At 36.2% G+C, this 18,042-nt stretch carries 14 protein-coding genes; 8 read left to right on the top strand and 6 right to left on the bottom strand.

Annotation, left to right across the window (positions count from 1 at the left end):
* Positions 1 to 49: 49 nt before the first annotated feature.
* The 3 genes from KO515_RS08390 to KO515_RS08380 all read left to right on the top strand — a co-directional run bounded on the left by KO515_RS08390 (position 50) and on the right by KO515_RS08380 (position 4,957).
* On the top strand, positions 50 to 652 hold the full coding sequence (locus tag KO515_RS08390) for an ACP phosphodiesterase (RefSeq protein ID WP_215935936.1): 603 nt from the start codon (positions 50 to 52) through the stop codon (positions 650 to 652).
* 156 nt (positions 653 to 808) lie between these two features.
* Positions 809 to 4,087: a S41 family peptidase gene (locus KO515_RS08385; protein ID WP_215935935.1), complete on the top strand. Its 3,279-nt coding sequence runs from the start codon at positions 809 to 811 to the stop codon at positions 4,085 to 4,087.
* Positions 4,088 to 4,225: 138 nt separating this feature from the next.
* Positions 4,226 to 4,957: a hypothetical protein gene (locus KO515_RS08380; RefSeq protein ID WP_215935934.1), complete on the top strand. Its 732-nt coding sequence runs from the start codon at positions 4,226 to 4,228 to the stop codon at positions 4,955 to 4,957.
* A gap of 85 nt (positions 4,958 to 5,042) precedes the next feature.
* Here the strand turns inward: KO515_RS08380 and KO515_RS08375 are convergent, their stop codons facing one another.
* Positions 5,043 to 5,567, bottom strand: a complete 525-nt coding sequence (locus tag KO515_RS08375) for a hypothetical protein (RefSeq protein ID WP_215935933.1) — start codon at positions 5,565 to 5,567, stop codon at positions 5,043 to 5,045.
* A gap of 164 nt (positions 5,568 to 5,731) precedes the next feature.
* Here KO515_RS08375 and KO515_RS08370 point away from each other — a divergent pair, with 164 nt between their 5' ends.
* Entirely contained in the window at positions 5,732 to 6,082 is a 351-nt protein-coding gene (locus KO515_RS08370; protein WP_215935932.1) for a hypothetical protein, read from the top strand.
* Between the two features lie 84 nt (positions 6,083 to 6,166).
* Here KO515_RS08370 and KO515_RS08365 read toward each other — a convergent pair whose 3' ends face one another.
* The 3 genes from KO515_RS08365 to KO515_RS08355 all read right to left on the bottom strand — a co-directional run bounded on the left by KO515_RS08365 (position 6,167) and on the right by KO515_RS08355 (position 8,440).
* Positions 6,167 to 6,994: a T9SS type A sorting domain-containing protein gene (locus KO515_RS08365; protein WP_215935931.1), complete on the bottom strand. Its 828-nt coding sequence runs from the start codon at positions 6,992 to 6,994 to the stop codon at positions 6,167 to 6,169.
* Positions 6,995 to 7,140: 146 nt separating this feature from the next.
* Complete coding sequence (locus tag KO515_RS08360) at positions 7,141 to 7,899, bottom strand: NYN domain-containing protein (protein WP_215935930.1); 759 nt, start codon at positions 7,897 to 7,899, stop codon at positions 7,141 to 7,143.
* 133 nt (positions 7,900 to 8,032) lie between these two features.
* A complete protein-coding gene (locus tag KO515_RS08355) occupies positions 8,033 to 8,440 on the bottom strand; it encodes a DUF2452 domain-containing protein (RefSeq protein ID WP_215935929.1) in 408 nt (135 codons plus the stop codon).
* 103 nt (positions 8,441 to 8,543) lie between these two features.
* On the opposite strand from KO515_RS08355, the gene KO515_RS08350 reads away from it, so the two are divergent.
* Complete coding sequence (locus tag KO515_RS08350) at positions 8,544 to 8,732, top strand: hypothetical protein (protein WP_215935928.1); 189 nt, start codon at positions 8,544 to 8,546, stop codon at positions 8,730 to 8,732.
* A gap of 135 nt (positions 8,733 to 8,867) precedes the next feature.
* Here the strand turns inward: KO515_RS08350 and KO515_RS08345 are convergent, their stop codons facing one another.
* Positions 8,868 to 9,482, bottom strand: a complete 615-nt coding sequence (locus KO515_RS08345; RefSeq protein WP_215935927.1) for a fumarylacetoacetate hydrolase family protein — start codon at positions 9,480 to 9,482, stop codon at positions 8,868 to 8,870.
* Positions 9,483 to 9,668: 186 nt separating this feature from the next.
* On the opposite strand from KO515_RS08345, the gene KO515_RS08340 reads away from it, so the two are divergent.
* Positions 9,669 to 12,641: an AsmA-like C-terminal region-containing protein gene (locus tag KO515_RS08340; RefSeq protein WP_215935926.1), complete on the top strand. Its 2,973-nt coding sequence runs from the start codon at positions 9,669 to 9,671 to the stop codon at positions 12,639 to 12,641.
* Positions 12,642 to 12,805: 164 nt separating this feature from the next.
* Here the strand turns inward: KO515_RS08340 and KO515_RS08335 are convergent, their stop codons facing one another.
* Positions 12,806 to 12,982 (bottom strand): hypothetical protein, encoded by a 177-nt coding sequence (locus tag KO515_RS08335; RefSeq protein WP_215936005.1) that lies wholly within the window; start codon positions 12,980 to 12,982, stop codon positions 12,806 to 12,808.
* A 169-nt stretch (positions 12,983 to 13,151) separates the two neighbouring features.
* Here KO515_RS08335 and KO515_RS08330 point away from each other — a divergent pair, with 169 nt between their 5' ends.
* Complete coding sequence (locus KO515_RS08330) at positions 13,152 to 14,879, top strand: T9SS type A sorting domain-containing protein (protein ID WP_215935925.1); 1,728 nt, start codon at positions 13,152 to 13,154, stop codon at positions 14,877 to 14,879.
* 153 nt (positions 14,880 to 15,032) lie between these two features.
* Positions 15,033 to 17,861, top strand: a complete 2,829-nt coding sequence (uvrA, locus tag KO515_RS08325; protein WP_215935924.1) for an excinuclease ABC subunit UvrA — start codon at positions 15,033 to 15,035, stop codon at positions 17,859 to 17,861.
* Positions 17,862 to 18,042 lie beyond the last annotated feature (181 nt).

The raw sequence follows: 18,042 nt of genomic DNA, 5'->3' as shown, positions 1-18,042 counted from the left end.
ATATACCGTTTTTAACTATTTTGTGATTATGAATTTGTAATTTCGACTTATGAACTTTCTCGCTCACATCTATCTTTCAGGAGACCATGAACTCATTACAATTGGCAACTTTGTTGGTGATGGTGTGCGCGGTAATAAGTATAAATTATACCCTAAAGATATCCAGATCGGCATACAATTACATCGTCATATAGATACCTTTACAGACGCTCACCCACTTTTTAGACAATGTACTAAGCGTCTACACAAAGGTTATGGCCATTATAGCGGAGTCATTGTAGATATCTTTTTCGATCATTTTTTAGCTAAAAATTGGACGAGCTATTCCGATATTCCATTAGATATTTACATCGACAATTTTTATAATAGCTTAACGAAAAACATAGACCTGCTGCCTCCTCGTTTCAAAACGTTAACTCCTATCATGATAAAGGGGAATTGGCTGTTGAGTTATGCTACAATGGAAGGTATTCAGACCGTCTTAAAGGGGATGAATCAAAGAACAAAAGGCCGTTCTAAAATGAATGAAGCCACCAAAGAATTAAAGGCACACTATGACGCTTTTGAAAGAGATTTCACTTTGTTTTTTGAAGACCTTAGAGCCTTTAGTATTACGAAACGTATAGAAATTGAAAACGAGTTTCAATCCTAATTAGACCTTATCCGTTTTTCACTGCAAGATTAAAACGAACGCCATCAATTTTATCTACAGTTTTTAACATTGTTTTATAAATTTCCCAAATCCTAAATTGTATATTTATAAGCACTGAATTTCGTATAAATTCCTGCTAATCAAAACCAACCAAACATGAAACAATTTATTGTTGCGATAGCGTTCTGCTACTCGGTATTCTCATTTTCTCAAGGCACACAATTATTAAGACAACCAACGTTACACGGAAATGACGTTGTTTTTGTTTATGCCAACGATTTATGGAAAGCGTCCATCTCGGGAGGCTCAGCCATTAGGCTTACTAGCGACGATGGCTACGAGTCTAATCCTCATTTTTCTAATGACGGCACACAAATCGCCTTCACCGCACAATACGATGGAAATGTGGATGTGTTTGTAATGCCTTCAGAAGGAGGAGAACCTAAACGATTAACCTTTCATCCCGAAGGAGACTTTGTTCAAGGTTGGACTCCAGATGGTAAGGTTCTATTTCGATCTAGCAGAGAGAGTCAACCGACAATGACAAGCAAATTCTTTACGGTCTCACCCGAAGGTGAATTACCAATAGCATTAGATATTCCACGAGCGGCTTATGGTGAATTATCTCATGACGGTAAATATTTGGCTTATACTCCAATTACGGGTTGGGATGCCGAGTGGAGAAATTATAGAGGAGGACAAGCCTTGCCAATTTGGGTGGTAGACATGACAACAAAAGACCTTATTAGAACTTCGCAACCCACGCAAGAACGGCATTTAGATCCGGTATGGTTAAATGGATTGGTTTACTTTATGTCAGAGCGCGATTATACCATGAATATTTGGTCTTTTAACCCAAGTACTAAAGAAGAAAAACAAATTACCTTTCATAAAAAGTTTGATGTCAAAAGTTTAGATGCGAGTAATGACAAGCTCGTTTACGAACAAGGTGGTTATCTACATGTGTACCATCCAACTTCTGGAGACACCAAGCAATTAAACATTGATGTTAAAGCAGATTTAAACTTTTACAGAACTAAATGGGAAGATGTTTCTGCGCGTCAACTTTCTAATCCGAATGTGTCACCAAATGGTAAACGTGCTATTTTTGAACATCGTGGTGAAATTTTCACCATCCCAAAAGAACATGGAACTTGGATGAATATCACCAACTCTCCTGGTGTTGCAGACCGCACCCCTATTTGGTCTCCTAAAGGTGATAAAGTTGCTTGGTTTTCTGATAAAAATGGAGAATATCAATTACTAATTGCCGATCAGAACGGACAACATGTTGAAGCAATACAGCTACCTAATCCAACATTTTATTATCAACCTGATTGGTCACCAGATGGCAAACACATCGCCTACACGGATACACATTACAATATTTGGGTGCTTAATCTAGATACAAAGAAAACTGAAATTGTAGCCACAGATCGGTATGCGCATCCAAACCGTTCTATGAATCCGGTGTGGTCCCCAGATAGTAAGTGGATTGCATTTTCAAAACAATTAGAGAGTCATTTTAAATCTATTTTTGCCTATAATATAGACTCTAAAAAAACGGTACAACTCACAGACCCTATCGCAGATGCAATCAGTCCGGTTTGGGATGCCTCAGGAAAATATATTTACACCTTAGCAAGCACCAATTATGGCCTTCAAACAGGTTGGTTAGATATGAGTAATTACGATTCTGCTGCCACTTTAACACGCAACTTATATGCTATTGTTTTGAATGCTGAAGATAATGCGCCTAATCTTCCTAAGAATGATATGGAAGATGTTGAGAAACCAAACGAAACTTCTGATAAGAAGTCTAAAGACAAGAACAAAGAAAAAGATAGCGACAAAGACGCCTCTAAAGTCGTTAAAGTAACCCTAACCGAAGCTGGAATTTTTGACAGAGCTGTTGCTTTAAATTTACCAGCTAGAAATTACATAGGACTTCTTAAAGGGCCAGCAAATACTGTATTTGTATCTGAAGCGATCCAGAATGTCGATGGATTGAAAGTGTATACCTTCGATGTAGAAAAAGAGGAAAAAACCGACTATGCTGATGGTGTGTATCAGATGGTTTCCTCAGAGGATCGAAACACTATACTTTTATTTCAAAATGGTAGTTGGGTGATGTCCGATACTAAATCACCACCAAAACCTGGAAAAGACAATTTAAAAACCAACCTAAAAATAAAGATTGATCCTAAAGCGGAAGCCCATCAAATTTTTAAAGAAGGTTGGAGATACATGCGCGATTTCTTGTACGTAGATAATGTACACGGAGCACCTTGGGACGAAGTCTATAAATGGTATGCTCCTTGGATAGACGACGTGCGCCATAGAACAGACTTAAACTACGCTGTAGATATTATGAGTGGTGAAGTTGCTATTGGGCATTCCTATGTGTATGGCGGAGACTTTCCTGATGTAGATCGTGTCCCAGTAGGCTTGTTAGGTTGTGATTTAGAATTAGAAAACGGACACTATAAGATCTCAAAATTATTCAATGGTGAACGTTGGAATCCCAATATAAACGCTCCATTAGCAAAACCAGGAATTAATGTTAATGTAGGTGATTATATTTTAGCCATCAATGGCAAACCTATTTCTGAAACCATTAACCCTTATAGTGTATTAGAACAAACTGCAGGTCGTGAAATTACCATTACGGTAAACTCTAAACCCTCCTTAACAAATGCTAAAACCGTTCTTATAAAACCCGTTAGTAGTGAGCGTAATTTACGAACTGTTGAATGGATTGAAAGCAACCGTAGAAAAGTAGACGAGCTCTCCAATGGAAAATTAGCCTATGTTTATGTACCGAATACTGGTGGCGGAGGTTTCACGTCTTTTAATCGTTATTATTTTTCTCAACAAGACAAAAAGGGAGTAATCATTGACGAACGAAATAATGGTGGTGGTTCAGCTGCGGATTATATGATTGATATTATGTCGCGCGAATTGTTTGGTTACTTTAACAGTAGAGCCAACGACAACAGACCATGGACCACTCCTATGGCTGGCATTTGGGGACCAAAAGTGATGTTAATTAATGAACGTGCAGGTTCTGGAGGTGATTTATTACCCTACATGTTTAAGATGAAAAACATAGGCCCAATGATTGGCACTAGAACTTGGGGAGGCTTAGTTGGAACATGGGACACACCACCTTTTATTGATGGTGGACGCATGGTTGCTCCTCGTGGTGGATTTTACGATGTTAATGGGGAATGGGCTGTTGAAGGAGACGGAGTCGCACCTGACATTGAAGTGATTCAAGAACCAAAGTTAACGTCTAAAGGAATTGACCCTCAACTAGAACGTGCTGTTATTGAAGCGCTAAAATTATTAGAGAATAATGAATTTCAATTACAGCCAGAACCTAAAGCTCCTGTGCGTTGGAAACATGCTGAGGGTTATGAGTCAGATAATTAATATTTTAGTCTTATTGAGGAATTAGATAAAAAGCATTTCATGATAGCATTACAGAATTAACTGTATATAGTTTGTTATTTGTCTCGCAATGCATCAACTATTTATAGTAACTTTGCAAAACAATCAATTCCCTAATACGTGGCTAAACCATCCGTACTAAAACAGACCTTAAAAATTATAGGAGGTATCGTTATCTTCTTTACACTACCAAGTCTCCTACTCTTTGGTTTTATGTATTTAAAGTACAATGAGGATTTACCAACAGGACAACAAGGAGCTCAGGCTGATCAATTAGCAACAGAAATGCTTGAAGCTATTGGCGAAGAAGCTTATCTAAACACCGATTATTTAGAATGGACTTTTAAAGGCAGGCACCACTATAAATGGTATAAATCTGATAATACTTGTGAAGTGTATTGGAAGGACTTTACAGTAATTTTAGATTTTGACAATCGCGACAATTCTAAAGTCTTTGTTTTAGAACAAGAGTATAATGGCATTGAAAAGCAAGACTATATTACAAAAGCCGAAAGCTACTTTAACAACGATTCATTTTGGCTTGTTGCTCCGTACAAAGTTTTTGATTCTGGCGTAGAACGCAGATTAATAAAAACAGAAAACAACACTGATGCACTCTTAGTAACGTATACCTCTGGCGGTACAACACCTGGAGATTCCTATTTATGGCACTTAGATGATTCTAAACAACCTAAAAGCTTTCAAATGTGGGTAGATATTATTCCTATTGGTGGTTTAGAAGCCACTTGGGACAATTGGACGACGACTGAAAGTGGAGCCAAGGTCCCTACGCTTCATAGGCTGTTGTTATTTGGTATTGAGATTACGAATATAAAAGGACTGAAGCTATAACTTATCATAGTTTCATAGTTAATAATGACTTTATGATGAGCTATAATGCCATCATTGAGTTTAATAAACCACTAACTACTAAACTCTATTTGCTTCGTTGCCCAACAAACTGTTGTGATTTCAACTTGAATAACACATTAAAACTGGTTAAACTGCCATAGCTTCTTGTTATGTATTGCTGTAAATCAATCTTTTCTTGTTCTTCAAGATTACTAGAATTTATTTTTTGTTCCATCACGCGTAAACGATCACGCACCATTGTAATCTTATGAAAGAAGGTATCTATTGGTATTTCATTCGACTTTAAATTAGTATCTCCAGGTTGCATAATGAGTTTACCTCCTTTCCATTTGTCTGCGATGGTAATCACCTCTGATACATCTGACCATTGTTTTAAAATTGACTTTAAACTTCGCTCTACGTCATAAAAACTTACGGTATCAACCTCGTCTTCTGCGGCTTCAATAACATCAAATTCTGAATCAATCTCTATAGTTTCCAAGCCATTATCTATAAAGGTAACCCAATAGTGTTTAGACGTAACGTTGGTCACCACGCCTTTTCCATATTCTGAATGTTCAATTCTTGATCCTATTCCCAGTAATTTCATAGTTTATTTTTGTTTACTAATAGTGATTTTAAGCACCTAAAATAATAAAAAATAAATGTTCAAAATAAATTGTATTTACAAATGTTAAGAATTATTAAAAACGCATTATCACCATAAAAAATCTACTTATATTTATCATAAACACAAAATAAAACCAATAAATTATGAAAAAACTATTATTTACGCTTTTATGCTTTACATTCATGTTGTCAGCTTCTGCTCATAATGACCCTAAAGTTGGGGATATTTTAACGGTCAAAACACCATCTGAACAAGGCTTTAATCATATTGACTTTCCAAAGTCAAATATTTTAATAAAACGTGGTGTCGTCACCGGTTATAAATCTGTAAATAATGAGGCTGTTGTGATTAACGATATTAAAACTGAATCTAACGGTGCGACCACAGTAATCCTTCAGAAAAAAGATGGGTCAAAATTCTTTGGGTTTTTAAGTAAAGTTAAAGCCAATTACACTAAGGCGATAGATTCAGGAGAACTTGTGGTACATAAATAACAACACCATTAAGCTTTAGACATAAAAAAACTTAGTCCTTTACAGACTAAGTTTTTTTATGTTTAAGACTCTATAGCTCAACTTCTAGTCTTTAACAACTCTAAAGCTATGCTGACCTTCTTCTGTAAATAGTTTTACAATATATATTCCAGATGTGAACGCTGCGATATCCAATTGCAATTCAGATGCTGCTGTTGTTCTCGACAATACTTCTTGTCCAACGATATTATACATTTTTACACCCGTTAAAGCGGACTTATAATCAATATTCAAAACGTTTTGAGCAGGATTGGGATAGACCTTTAAAGCGCTAAGCTCAAACTCATCAACACTCAAAGGAGCTAAGTTTAAGGTAAAGTCTAAGGCTTGACCGTAGCCAGACTCAATAGATACTTCAAATGCATTAAATGAAATTGCACAAGGATCTATTATAGCTGGAGAGGGAGGATTGATGTCAGTTCCTTCAAGATCGGTATATGTTTTTGTAATCCTAATACGTGTTTCACCAACAACAGCATCTGTAGGCACCGCAATATCTAAAGACACAGTTACACCATCACTACCATTAGTATTAGAAAGTAATCCTAATTCGTATATTTCACCGTCATCATCTAAAAGGTCATTTTGGTTCCAATCAACAAAAGCGACAATATTTGTGTCAAAGTCACCATAGGTATTTCCTGCAACTTCAATGGTGTAGGTTTCTCCAAGAGACACATTTACCACTGTAGCTGTTTCATCCACCAAAGTACTGTAATCTGAATTTACAATAGTGGCATCTGAAAAACTCACCGTTGAAATTTCTTCAACAAAATAAGGTTCTAATTCTGGAATGTCACAGTATGGACTAGGAAAGGTTTGCGCCTGCAATCCTAAAGTTAATAAAGTAATCGCGAAAGTAATTTTTCTCATATCTTATTAATTTTTAAAGTTAACTAGCAATTTAGTGTATTAAAACCTAAAACGATTAGCTTCTTATCTATTTAACAGATATCCTATTAGCGCCTATTATAACATTGACGCTAACTTCTTTTACTTACCATGTAAAAATCACAACCTTATCTCTTTTTACGCTTAGGCTTATCTTCTTTTAACTTAACATAAATAAGTTTTGAGCGTCCTCTAGAATCGTCGCGTCGTTCTATTTCGAATGCTGAAATCGAATTAATTAATGGTGTTAGTTTTTGAAATCCATAATTACGAGAATCGAAATTAGGTTGCTTTTTTTGTAATAAACTTCCAACATCTCCTAAAAATGCCCAACCGTCATCATCTGCAACATCATCTATCGTAGTGGCAATAAATTTAATTTCTTTTGCCGTAATACTGTCGTAGTTGTTTTTAGTTGTTGTTTTTGTCTCCGATTCCAGAGGACTTTCTTCCGTAGCATTTTTAAGGATCTCTATGTATATAAATTTATCGCATGCAACAATAAATGGATTTGGAGTTTTCTTTTCCCCAATGCCATAGACTTTCATTCCGGCTTCACGCAGACGTGTTGCTAAACGGGTAAAATCACTATCACTTGATACCAAACAAAATCCATCAACTTTTTCGGAATATAATATATCCATAGCATCGATAATCATAGCAGAATCCGTAGCATTCTTTCCTGTGGTATAGCCATATTGTTGTATTGGAGTAATGGCATTTTCTAAGAGTACGTTTTTCCACTTAGACAGGTGCGGTTTCGTCCAATCACCATAGATTCGTTTTATTGTTGGATTACCGTATTTGGCAATTTCCTCCATCATTTCTTTTACATGAGCTGATGGGATGTTATCACCGTCTATTAACACGGCTAGTTTAATATCCATAAGATAGATTGTTTATTGATTTAATAATTCTAAAGATAAGGGCTTTCGACTAAAAAACCACTTTTGTTGAAATGGTTTTTTTGAATTTTGGAAAACCATATAACCACGCCATTCATTTTCTATTCATCTTGCGTCAATCTTCAACCCGCTTCCAAATCAACTCGCTATTAACCAAAAAGCTCCCTATATAATCGAAATTACAATCTGAAGGTGCAATAATAGACAAGAATGGTTGCTCATTTTTATCGCGATACAGGTGGTAGGTTTCTCCTATAATGGGCTCAAAGGTGTAACGTGCATTGTAAACTAGATTATTATACTCCAGTTCTTCCATCATTGTTTCATAAGCAGCTTTAAGCTCTAGATACTTGGCTTTAATTTGCTTATTGGCTTTGTGAATGTTTCTCGTTTTCCAGGAAGAATTATCCGTGACTTGTATAGCAGGAGCACCTACATTGGTAGCATAGGGTTTTAAATACGCGTCGTAATTTTGCGTGTCCTCATTGAAGACAATCTGATCTGGTTTTTTTTCTTTAGACATAAATTGCAAGCTTTTCTACAAAGATAAACCACGTTAAAAGATGATTTATAAGCATCTCATGTAATTTTTTCTTAAATTTAAAGCATTAATGAATTAACCCAACATGAATTTCATAAAAAAAATAGGCCCTCTGAACATTTTTATAATTTCGCTTTGCGCTTTAATTATAGTGGTCGCTATGTATTTATTCTTAAGAGGAGATCAGCGCCATGCGATCTTTATTGGATTATGGGTGCCTACAATTCTCGCTTTTGCTATCTTTCTAAAACAAATATTCAATGGAGGCCAATGAAATAATGTTATCGTTTTCGGTATTCGTATCGGTATGTGTAGTGGTTTGGGCTATTTTAGTCATTCGTGCATATAACAACATTGATGGAAATAAATAATTCCCATCAATGTATATTATAACATGTTTCTGTCACCTTTATACCATCTTAAAATCAAGGAGTAATTCCCCTTCAATAGCCGCTTGTAAATGATCTCCTTTAACAACTAAACCTGTACCACTTGCTGGCGTTCCTGTAAAAATAAGATCACCTGCTTCTAAGGTCATAAATGACGATACATAGGCTATAATTTCAGCAAAACTGTATATCATTAGGCTGGTTGTCCCGACTTGTTTTTGTTCTCCATTTATTTTGAGATCGAAATCGATAGCACTTAAATCTGAAAACTCTGAGACAGGTTTAAATTCTGACATTGGAGACGCACCATCAAACCCTTTGGCTAATGCCCAAGGTCCTTTGTTTTCTCTACTTGCTGCTAAAACATCTTTAGCTGTATAATCTATACCAACGGCTAGTTCTGAGATGTAAGATTCCGCATCATTAAGTGCAATCGCTTTACCACGCTTCCCTATTTTAGCCACGAGCTCTACCTCATAAGCCAATTGATTGGTGATTGCCGGGAATTCAATATCCTTGTTGCCAGTCACCAAAGTGGAATCCGGCTTTGTAAATATGGTTTGCGCTCCTGTTTTGATAGCTGCAATTTCTGAAGTGTCGTTGACGTAATTTTTGCCAATCCCAATTATTTTCATGTGTTTTTTTTATTTCAATTATATGAAGAATAAAGATAGCAAAAACGACGTCAATAAAACCTCTAAATTCTTAATTAATTTAAATGCTATCCAATTAAAAAAATTTAAAATAATGATGGTATTAAAAAGTATTTCAAACGCGTATCCCATTCGAATCCTTGTAAGAATCTTCACAATACTTTAACAATGTATAGACTTATAATTAACGCTTGTACAGTAGTCAACATAGGAAATAATACTATTTTTGAGCATATAAAACCCTTAGCCACATCTGTAGTAATGGAAACATCTAAAAAAAAGAAAGCTCCACTTCGAAAATTATTAAAATGGACCTTTGCCATTATTGGACTTATTATCCTAAGTTTGTTTGCGATCCCTTCTATTTTTAATGATGCTATTTCAAATGAAATAAAAAAAGGCATCAATAACAATTTAGAAACAGAACTTCAATTCAATGCTTCTAATATCTCCTTTTTTACGCACTTCCCATCGTTAACGTTTAATTTTGAAGAGGTTAATTTGTCGAGTTCTCAACCCTTTGAAAAAGACACCTTAATTACAGCCAAGGAATTAGGCTTTGGTATTAATGTCTTCAAGCTTATTTTTTCGGATCGCGTGGTTATTAACGAAACATTTCTCACGGATTGCCATATCAATCTCATTAAAGATAAATTTGGAAGACAAAACTACGATGTTTTAAAAGCAACAGACACCACTGTAGTTACCAATGATAGCAGTGCTACAGGGTTAAACTTAAATTTGAGACGACTTAAAATTGAAAATGCAACCGTACACTATCGCGACCACGACCTTGGTATTGATGTAGAAACGCATGGATTGCATTATAATGGCAAAGGTGGTATCGTTGATGGCCAATTAAAACTAGGTTCTAATTTAGATATATCACGTGTTGATGTCGTTTTTGAAAATTCAGATTATTTAAAAGGGAAACAATTACGCGCAAAAGCCTTTACAATTTATGATACCGAAAACCTTTCGATTGCGCTAGATAAAAACACCATTTCTTTAAATGATCTCAACGTGAGTTTTAATGGTAATCTGAATATTTTTGACCAAGGTTTTGCGTATCATTTGTTATTTAAAACCGAAAATGGAAAGATTAAAGATGTGATATCCGCCTTGCCTCCTAAATATGCTGAATGGTCTAAAGCGGTAACATTAAATGGTGATTTAAATGCTACTCTTAGTCTAACAGGTTATACAGGAATTGTACCTAAAGCTTCAGAATTAAATGCTATTCATTTAGATGCCAATATTGTTAATGGCTATGCTAAACATAATAAAGCTGACCAAGCTATTGAAGACCTCCGTTTAAAATTTAAGGGGAGTTTAAAGAATGATTATGTCGACTTTAGTTTAGACAGTTTAAACTTTACACTAAATAAAGAAACTACTAATGGTTATGTGCATGCTCACGGGAAACTAGATTCTTTAGATGTGACATCGCATATGACATCGCATATTAACCTCAACATTCTAAATGAAACCTTACAGTTACCAGACTTACAATTTAATGGAGTTTTAGCTGCAGATTTTTCTTTAAATGGCGTTTACCAACCTCTGGCTTCTAAACTACCAAAAACCAAAGGTTATTTTGAATTATCAAATGGTGCTCTGCAAACCTCAGGACATCCAGAACCTATACAAAATATTGAGTTACGTGCTACAGCTAATAACGATGGAGAGACCTATGCATCGTCTTCGCTAACTATAGACAAACTGAACTTTAGTTTTCTTGGCAACACCTTTTCCAGTTCTGCTTTCTTCAAGAATTTTGACCAACCCGAATACCGCATTGAAGCCAAAGGAGCTATCGATTTCACCACGCTTAATCAAGTGGTAGAATTACCTTTAGTAATTACTGATGGACAACTAAAAGCCGACCTAAATTTAAAAGGCCAACTTAATAATCCTCAGAGCGACACTAAAAACACAGGGACATTAGAGCTTACAAATATTGGATTTACTTCAAAAATGCTACAACATCCTGTATTGATAAAAGAAGGTCAATTTCTATTTTTGAATGAAAAAATGGCCATTTCAAATCTTAAAGTGCAACATCAATCTTCCGATGTAGCCATAGACGGTTATTTTCAAGACTATTTGGATTATGCATTGTTTTCTAATGGTATTTTACGAGGAAATATCAATCTTAAATCGCCTAAAATAGATATTACTGAATTTTTTCCAAAGGAAGAACAACTCGTACAAACGTCAGATAGTATTTCAGAAATTAACACGATTGAAAATACGGTCGTTGGGGTTATGCCTATCCCTAAAGATATCGATTTAGCCCTTCAGATTAAAATAGACAGTCTTATGTATAACAGTTTGCATATCACTGAGTTTTCTGGACAGTTAGGACTGAAAGAACAAGGGCTTTTTCTTAAAAACAGTACCTTAAACATGGTAGATGGTACATCACAATTAAGTGGTTTTTACCAACCTACATCTACAGAAGACGCCTTATTTTCTATGGAGATTAAAGCACAAAATTTCAATATAGAAAAAGGGTATAATAGTGTTGAATTATTCAAAGAACTCGCTCCTGCTGCTGCGCAAGCCTCTGGCATAGTATCTATAGACTACAACTTAACAGGTACTTTAGACAACCAAATGTTACCCGTACTACCTGCTTTAAAAGGAAAAGGCACTTTAAAAGTACACGATGTAAAATTCGATGGGTACAAACTTATGGGGAAAGTCTCTGAAAAATCTGGATTCGATGCTTTAAATGATCCTAAAATATCGGAAATTACAATTAACTCTACAATAGACAATAATGTTTTAGAATTAGAACAGTTTAAATTTAAAGTTAGTCCGTTTAGATTAAAACTAGAAGGACAAACCACATTAGATGGAGACCTCAGCCTAAAAATGAGAATAGGATTGCCTCCGCTAGGCCTTATAGGAATTCCTGTAGTTATAGAAGGGAATAGTGACGACTTTGATATAAAATTGGGTAAAAAATCATCAGACCTCTCCACTGAAGATACAATTGAAAATAGCTATTCTCAAGACGAATTAAACCGATTATCCACACAAAAAGACTCCATTCGTAGTGGTGCATCTGCAAATGCGATTAATAAAATGCAACACGACATTAAAAGTGTAAAGTCTGATTCCATAAACAAATGAATCGGACACTAAAAATGATAGAAAAGCCACACGTATAACACAAGCGGGTCATAAGCGGGTCATAAGCGGGTCATAAGCGGGTCATAAGCGGGTCATAAGCGGGTCATAAGCGGGTCATAAGCGGGTAAGCTATAGTTTTTTCCTACATAAACGCAATATATGATCTAGAATACGTCAAATACAAACCCTAGCAACCAATACAGCACAAAAAACACCACAATAGTGCCAATACAACCGCACTTTCCTCCTCCTATTTTTTTTGCACCCCATGCTGCACCTATAATCTTTAATAATTTTTCCATTGCTATTACTATTTTAAGTCTCGTAAAGTTAAGCGTCATTGTCATAAGGTTTGAGCTGAAATCCTATAAATGTGCGCTCATCTCATTAGTTCTAATTCTTATACATGTCTATAATGCCAAAATTTAAAATAGTTGAAGCTATACAATAGTCGTATAAAAATGTTATGTTAGTCGGTAAAAAAGAATTAATTTGCCACAAATATATATTATGTCAACCGTCTCCAAAACGCTACTATTTTTCCTATTAATTTTAAATTCCATAACCGCATATTCACAATCTGCAGCCATCACCATTGATGGTGTTTTTGACGATTGGGATTCTAGCTTAACAACTTATACGGACACAAATGAAGCGTTAAGTGGCATTGACCTTTTAGAACTTCAAGTTACTAACGATGAGGATTTTTTATATCTAAAAATTAAAACCAATAGTGAATTTGATTTAACCGATGATTTGATCACTCAAGAATTACGACTTTTTATCGACACGGATAATAATACAACGACAGGTTATGACATTCAAGATGGTTATGGCTCTGAATTGGGCCTTATATTTAAAGACTTATATGCGCATTATAACGTGGTCCCTTATTCGCAAATTGGATTTACAAGTTTAAAATTGAGAGCAGCTCCAACTGTTACGTCAAATGAATTTGAAATCGCCATTGGAAGACACCAAATACCAGACGGTCTAAATCCTTTATTCACTACATCAACCATAAAAATCTTACTGAAGAATGATGCTAATTCTGATACACTACCAAATGAAGGTCAAACGTTTTCATATACCTTTGATGATACACCTGTAACTCCGTACACACCAATTGAGCTTACCAAATCAAACGCAGAGCATATTAGGTTACTTGCTTACAACACCTTGTCTGACGGTTTAACGGATGTGGATCGCGTTGCTCATTTTGAACAAATCATAAAAACCTTATCACCAGATATTATTGGTCTAACAGAATGCTGGGACACCACTGCGGCACAAATAAAAACGCTTTTTGATTCGTGGCTGCCATTAGGAACGGCCAACGGCTGGTACACTGAAAAGCTTGGTGGCCTAATAACGGTATCGCGATGGGAAATTATAGAACAATGGACAAGTATCACAAGGCAGTTTCCTGTGTTAATAGACTTACCCAATTCATACGCTACAGATTTGCTGTTTACAAATTCTCATTTACATTGTTGTGATGCCGATGATTCAAGACAAGCAGAAGCCGATCAGTATGCCGCTTTTATTTTAGATGCTAAATCACCAGGAGGTGTCATCACTCTGGAAGAAAACACCCCTTTTATGTATTCGGGAGATTTAAATTTAGTGGGCTATGCGCAACAATTAATCACCTTAAAAACAGGAGATATACAAGACACGGCGACCTATGGAGCTGGAGGCCCTTTAGATTGGGATGATACCGACCTAAAAGAAGAAAATTGCTTACAAGCCGATTTAAGAATGGGCTACACTTGGAGATCAGATGATCAAGGGTTTCCTCCTGGAAAATTAGATTATATAATATTCTCAGATTACACACTTACGGCTGAAAAATCCTTCGTTTTACAAACAGAAGTCATGCCTGCCGATAGGTTGGCACAGTATAACTTAAATGAATTCAACACTATCAATGCCTCAGATCACTTTCCTGTGGTGACAGACTTTTCAATACATGATAATTTAAACACAGATCAGTTTCAACTGACGAATAGCGCTATATATCCTAACCCAACTACAGATGTCATCACTATAGATTTAAAGGTACTAAACACCTATCAAATCCAAGTGTTAAATACGCTTGGGCATGTTGTACTTACTGAGCATATAACGGCTACGTCTACCGAATTAAACGTTGCGGCGTTGCCTTCCGGATTATACATTATTTCCGTACAAAATAGTGACGGCCATCATATGATTCATAAACTTATAAAACACTAAGTTTAATGGTTTTTAGAAAGAATTACAATGAGACCATCGCATTGGTAGACTGCGACTCTATTCGTAAAACCATAACATAGGCCAATTTATATTTTTGTCACAAAATCCGTACCTTTGCAACTTTGCTAAAAACACGAGAGGACAAATCCATATATGAGCCAATTCAACGATTCCATTGAAGTTAAAGGTGCACGCGTTCACAACCTTAAAAATATAGACGTTACTATTCCTAGAGACCAACTTGTTGTGATAACGGGTTTATCTGGAAGTGGGAAATCGTCCTTAGCTTTCGATACCATTTACGCCGAAGGCCAACGTCGTTATATTGAAACCTTTTCGGCCTATGCACGTCAGTTTTTAGGTAGTTTAGAACGGCCAGATGTCGATAAGATTGATGGACTGTCTCCTGTGATTGCTATTGAGCAAAAAACGACAAGTAAATCGCCACGATCTACCGTTGGTACCATCACAGAAATATATGATTTCTTGCGTTTACTTTACGCAAGAGCTGCGGATGCTTACAGTTTTAATACTGGTGAGCAAATGGTAAGTTATAACGATGAGCAAATAAAAGACCTCATCTTAGAATCCTATAAAGGTAAACGAATAAACATTTTATCGCCTGTCATCCGATCTCGTAAAGGGCATTATCGCGAATTGTTTGAGCAAATTGCCAAGCAAGGCTTTGTTAAAGTTAGAACGGATGGAGACATCGTGGATATTGAGAAGGGCATGAAACTCGACCGTTACAAAACCCACGATATTGAAATTGTCATTGACCGACTTAAAATAGATGCTTCCGAAAATGACGATAAGCGTTTAATGGAAAGCATTAATACAGCGATGTATCATGGAGAGGATGTGTTGATGGTGATTGACCAAGATACTAACGAACCGCGTTTTTTTAGTCGGAATTTAATGTGTCCTACCTCTGGTATTTCGTATCCAAACCCAGAACCTAACAACTTCTCATTCAACTCACCAAAAGGGGCTTGTTTTAATTGTAATGGTATTGGCGAACTCTATGTGGTTAACGATCATAAATTAGTTCCAGACGAAACACTTTCGATTAAAAATGGAGCGTTGGCACCACATGGACCACAAAAGAAAAGCTGGATTTTTAAACAGTTCGAAACCATAGCCCAACGTTATGATTTTTCATTAAATGACGCTTGGAAAGATATTCCTGAAGAGGCCAAACAGGTTATTCTTCACGGAGGCAAAGACAAGTTTACGGTAGAAAGCAAACTTCTAGGAGTGACTAGAGATTATAAAATTGATTTTGAAGGAGTGGCTAATTTTATTGAAAGTCAATACAATTCAGATTCCACATCTTTAACACGATGGGCAAAAGAATACATGGACAAAGTGGAATGTCCTGTTTGTGAAGGCTCGCGTTTACGTAAAGAATCGCTCTATTTTAAAGTCGATGGTAAGAGCATTGCTGATCTAGTCTCTATGGACATTGTTGAACTCAGCAAATGGCTAGAAGGTTTGTTGAATAGACTTTCCGATAAGCAACAACAAATTTCTGCTGAAATTATAAAAGAAATTAGAAGTAGAGTTCAGTTTCTTTTAGATGTTGGTCTCACCTACCTCAACTTAAACCGAAGCTCTAAATCACTTTCAGGTGGCGAAGCACAACGTATTCGATTAGCGACACAAATTGGCTCGCAACTCGTTGGTGTCCTTTATATTTTAGACGAACCTAGTATTGGTTTACACCAACGCGATAACGAAAAACTGATTAATTCCTTAATCTCTTTACGCGATGTTGGCAACTCCGTTATTGTGGTAGAACATGATAAGGATATGATAGAACGTGCTGACCATGTGATTGATATTGGACCTTTTGCCGGTAAACATGGTGGTGAAATTATAAGTGAAGGCACGCCAAAAGATTTACTCAATCAACACACCCTTACAGCAGCTTATCTCAATGGTGAAAAGGAAATTGAAATTCCTAAAACAAGACGAAAAGGCAATGGTAAAAAACTCGTTTTAAAAGGCTGTACTGGGAATAACTTAAAGAATGTAGACGTCGAATTTCCATTGGGAAAAATGATTGGAGTCACAGGAGTTTCAGGAAGTGGGAAGTCCACATTAATTAACGAAACCCTCTACCCTATACTTAATGCGCATTATTTTAATGGCGTAAAGAAACCCATGCCTTATAAAAGCATCAAAGGCTTAGAGCATTTAGACAAAGTGATTGACATTAACCAATCACCAATCGGTAGAACACCACGAAGTAATCCTGCAACCTACACCAAGACGTTTGACGAAATTAGAAGTCTCTTTGCAAAGATTCCTGAAGCGATGATTCGTGGTTACAAACCTGGTCGTTTTAGTTTTAATGTCAAAGGAGGCCGTTGCGAAACATGCCAAGGTGACGGTTTGCGTGTGATTGAAATGAATTTCTTACCAGATGTTTATGTGGAATGTGAAACCTGCCAAGGCAAACGATTTAATAGAGAAACTTTAGAAATTCGCTATAAAGGTAAATCCATTAGTGATGTGTTGAATATGACGATTGAAGAAGCTGTTGATTTCTTTGAGAACATCCCGAAGATTCACAGAAAACTTAAAACGATTAAAGATGTCGGTTTGGGTTATATCACGTTAGGACAACAAAGCACAACGCTTTCAGGTGGAGAAGCACAGCGTATCAAATTAGCCACAGAGCTAAGTAAACGCGACACCGGAAACACATTCTATATCTTGGATGAACCAACCACAGGTTTACATTTTGAAGATATTAGAGTTCTGATGAAAGTCTTAAATAAATTGGCTGACAAAGGCAATACGGTTTTAATTATTGAACACAATCTCGATGTCATTAAAACCGTGGACTATATCATTGATATTGGCTATGAAGGTGGAAAAGGAGGAGGAAAAGTCGTAGCTAAAGGCACACCTGAAGAGATCATAAAGGATAAAAAGAGTTATACAGCGAAGTTTTTGAAGAAGGAAATGGTGTAGCAGTTGTTGGTTGTTGCTTGTTGGTTGTTGGTTGTTGGTTGTTGGTTGTTGGTTGTTGGTTGTTGGTTGTTGAAACATAAAAATTGAGGACGGAAGACAGTAGCCTAATTTGCATAAACGTTCTACTAAAAACTGCAAACTAACTACCGAACACTGACCACTAAACCCTAAAAATGAACCC

Source organism: Winogradskyella psychrotolerans, from assembly GCF_018860545.1.
GTDB classification, from domain to species: Bacteria; Bacteroidota; Bacteroidia; order Flavobacteriales; family Flavobacteriaceae; genus Winogradskyella; species Winogradskyella psychrotolerans_A.
This window is presented reverse-complemented; position numbering and strand designations above follow the sequence as displayed.

Coding starts and splice junctions, on each gene's coding strand:
- KO515_RS08390 (WP_215935936.1), top strand. CDS start 50: ATGAACTTTCTCGCTCACATCTATCTTTCAGGAGACCATGAACTCATT.
- KO515_RS08385 (WP_215935935.1), top strand. CDS start 809: ATGAAACAATTTATTGTTGCGATAGCGTTCTGCTACTCGGTATTCTCA.
- KO515_RS08375 (WP_215935933.1), bottom strand. CDS start 5,567: ATGAAATTACTGGGAATAGGATCAAGAATTGAACATTCAGAATATGGA.
- KO515_RS08370 (WP_215935932.1), top strand. CDS start 5,732: ATGAAAAAACTATTATTTACGCTTTTATGCTTTACATTCATGTTGTCA.
- KO515_RS08365 (WP_215935931.1), bottom strand. CDS start 6,994: ATGAGAAAAATTACTTTCGCGATTACTTTATTAACTTTAGGATTGCAG.
- KO515_RS08360 (WP_215935930.1), bottom strand. CDS start 7,899: ATGGATATTAAACTAGCCGTGTTAATAGACGGTGATAACATCCCATCA.
- KO515_RS08355 (WP_215935929.1), bottom strand. CDS start 8,440: ATGTCTAAAGAAAAAAAACCAGATCAGATTGTCTTCAATGAGGACACG.
- KO515_RS08350 (WP_215935928.1), top strand. CDS start 8,544: ATGAATTTCATAAAAAAAATAGGCCCTCTGAACATTTTTATAATTTCG.
- KO515_RS08345 (WP_215935927.1), bottom strand. CDS start 9,482: ATGAAAATAATTGGGATTGGCAAAAATTACGTCAACGACACTTCAGAA.
- KO515_RS08340 (WP_215935926.1), top strand. CDS start 9,669: ATGTATAGACTTATAATTAACGCTTGTACAGTAGTCAACATAGGAAAT.
- KO515_RS08335 (WP_215936005.1), bottom strand. CDS start 12,982: ATGACGCTTAACTTTACGAGACTTAAAATAGTAATAGCAATGGAAAAA.
- KO515_RS08330 (WP_215935925.1), top strand. CDS start 13,152: ATGTCAACCGTCTCCAAAACGCTACTATTTTTCCTATTAATTTTAAAT.
- uvrA (WP_215935924.1), top strand. CDS start 15,033: ATGAGCCAATTCAACGATTCCATTGAAGTTAAAGGTGCACGCGTTCAC.